The sequence below is a fragment of the Tessaracoccus lubricantis genome (genome assembly GCF_039544535.1).
Taxonomy (GTDB): Bacteria; Actinomycetota; Actinomycetes; order Propionibacteriales; family Propionibacteriaceae; genus Arachnia; species Arachnia lubricantis.
Map to the genome: position 1 here is coordinate 1 of NZ_BAABLV010000058.1, position 2,842 is coordinate 2,842.

At 66.6% G+C, this 2,842-nt stretch carries 2 protein-coding genes; both read left to right on the forward strand.

The genetic code is table 11. From position 1 onward, the window contains the following. Positions 1-33 precede the first annotated feature (33 nt). Complete coding sequence (locus tag ABEA30_RS15460) at positions 34-1,047, forward strand: tyrosine-type recombinase/integrase (protein ID WP_345584440.1); 1,014 nt, start codon at positions 34-36, stop codon at positions 1,045-1,047. Continuing rightward, the coding region (locus ABEA30_RS15465; protein ID WP_345584442.1) for a tyrosine-type recombinase/integrase at positions 1,044-2,842 on the forward strand (1,799 nt) is incomplete at its 3' end. The genes ABEA30_RS15460 and ABEA30_RS15465, both read left to right, overlap by 4 nt.

Below are 2,842 nucleotides of genomic sequence, written 5' to 3' on the forward strand. Positions count from 1 at the left end.
TCGAGTGGCTGGGGGCCAGTGATGGATGGGTTCGTGCCACAGCTGGTCTTCGTGGAGGGGCAGCCACCCAGGTTGGGTGAGCAGTGGGTGGACGAGTATCTGAGGTTCACCGCGGCGCGTCTGCGACCCAATTCGGTGTTGGCGCAGGCCTTCGACTTGAAGGTCTTCTTCACGGTGGTGGGCAAGCCACCGGTTGGGGTGGGCACGGCGGATGTGTTGGCTTTCATCGAGCAGCAGCGTGAACCTCGCCATGGCGGCAACGTGGTCCGGTTGGTCGACGGCGAGCAGGGCCTGGCGGCGTCCACGATCAAACGCCGCCTGGCCACGGTCACCTCGCTGTTCGACTACCTGCTGGCCCGCGGTGTGTGTGAGCGGCAGCCGGTTCCTCGGTCGATGACGCCCCGGTCGCGGTCGTTGCGGGGCTCGCCGCTGGTCCGTGCTCCAAAACGGCTGCCGCAGGTGCTGTCGCCGGGCGAGGCGGTCGCGTTGATGGGCGCGTTGCGCACCGAGCGGGACCGGGCGATGGTCACGCTGATGCTGCACGCCGGACTGCGACGCTGTGAGGTGCTGGGCCTGCGTCTGGCCGACATCCAGCTGGGCGATGGACGGGTCTTCGTCCACCAGGGCAAGGGCGGCCACGAACGTATCGTCCCGGTCGTCGACGCGTTCTTCACCCACCTGGCCGCCTACCTGACCACCGAGCGTCCCCCGGAGTGTGACACCGGGTTGGTGTTCGTGGTGTTGAAGGGACCCCGCCGCGGCATGCCGTTGAGCGCAGCAGGGCTGGACGAAGTCCTTGCTGGGGCCCGAGGTCGCGCGGGGTTGCGACACGCGACCTGCCACGAACTGCGTCACACATGCTTCACCCGGCTGAGGGAGGCGGGCATGGCCTTGGAGGCGATTCAGGCCCAGGCCGGCCACGCCAACCTGGAGACCACCCGCATCTACCTCCACTTGTCCAACGACTGGCTCGCTGACCAGTACCGCGACGCCATGCAGGTGTTGAGCGACATCTACCCACCCATCGAGGAAGGGCCCCGTCCATGACCGCTGTTGCCCCTACCAGCACCAGTCCGGCTCTTGAGGAGGTGACGGCCTCCTACATTGCGGCTGCTTCCAGCTCAGCGTCGGCGAAGGGCCGTCGCTTGGCGGCACAGCGCTTCGGTCGGCTGTTCGGTGATCTCGACGGCTGGAACCACGCCAGCGTCGAGCAACGCCGCCAGGTCCGCACCGAGGTGATGTCGTTCGCTGCTCACGCCGCCATCGCCAGCAGCCTGCCGGTCACCCCGGACTTCGTCTCCCAGTCATGCTGCCACTGGGGCATCTACATCGCTGACGCCTATCCCGAGCAGCGCGACAGATTCACCACCCAAGCCCTCGAGCTGGGCTTCACCACGGCACAAAGCCGACGCATGTGGTCCCATCTGGCGCGCATCTGCGTGATCGCCGGCACCAGCCCTGATGCCCTGACCACACAGACCTACCAGCAGGCGCGCACCAGCTACTTCGATGCCGTGATGGCCTCCCGAGCGAGCGCGCCGCCCCGATGGTTGTCGACGCCACTGTTCGGGCTGGATGCGGTGATGTTCCACCGCGGGCAAGCACCGCAACCGGCTGTCCGCCGGCCATGGGCGGCGCGCAGCGCCGCCGAGGTCGACTGGGAACAGATCACCACCCATGTTCCGGTGATGGCTGCCACGATGCGCCGCTACCTGCAGCAATGCCACGCCTCACTACGGCCCTCATCAGTGACACTGTTCGAGACCACCCTGCGGCAATTCGCCGGATACCTCATCGCCCACCACCCCGAGGTCAATCGCATCGCCGACCTGCAGCGCTGCCACATCGAGGACTACCGCTCCTGGCTTGATCAACGACCCGGCTACCGCGGCCAGACCGGGTTGTCAAAGACCACGTTGGGCATGCGGATGGGTCACCTGCATACCTTCTTCACCCGTATCACCGAATGGAGCTATCCCGACCTGCCCACCGGCGCTCTGGTCTTCCGCGAAGACCGTCCACGCTTGGACAAGCCACTGCCCAAGTTCCTCGACGATGCCCGTGCTGCCGCGTTCATGACCGCCGCCGCACAGCTACCCGACGAACTCGACCGGTTGATGATCCAGATCCTGGCCCGCACCGGCATGCGACGCGGCGAACTACTCGGACTACGCATCAACGCCGTCGTCCAGATCGGCACCGGCTACTGGCTTCGCACCCCGGTCGGGAAACTCCACACCGACCGCTACATCCCCCTCGACCCGGCCCTCAAAACCCTCATCGACGCCTGGATCGCCCACCGCCCGTCCTGGCAGGCCAGCGACCTGCTCCTGCTCGAACGCGGACGACCCATTCCACCAACCCGCGTCGACAAAGCCGTCCAGAAAGCCGCCACTGCCGCGGGCATCGGCCACGTCCACCCCCACCAGCTGCGCCACACCCTTGCCACCCAAGCCATCAACCGCGGCATGAGCCTCGAAGCGATCGCCGCGCTACTGGGCCACGCCGACTTGTCGATGACGATGGTCTACGCCCGCATCGGTGACCGCACCGTCGCCGACCAGTACTTCCAAGTCACCAGCAAGATCGAAGCCCTCTACCAAGATGCTGAGCCCGCCATCCCCGTCCTGCCCGCCGAGGCCGCCGGGCCAGCCATGACCGCCCTGCATGCGGAGGTCAACAAACGACTCTTGGGCAACGGCTACTGCCGCCGGCCCGTCGAGCTCGATTGCCGCTACGAAACGATCTGCGAAACCTGCCCCATGTTCTTCACCACCCAGCAGCACCGGCCCACCCTCATCGCCCAACGAGACGACGCCTGCGCCAAAGGCCAAACCCGCCG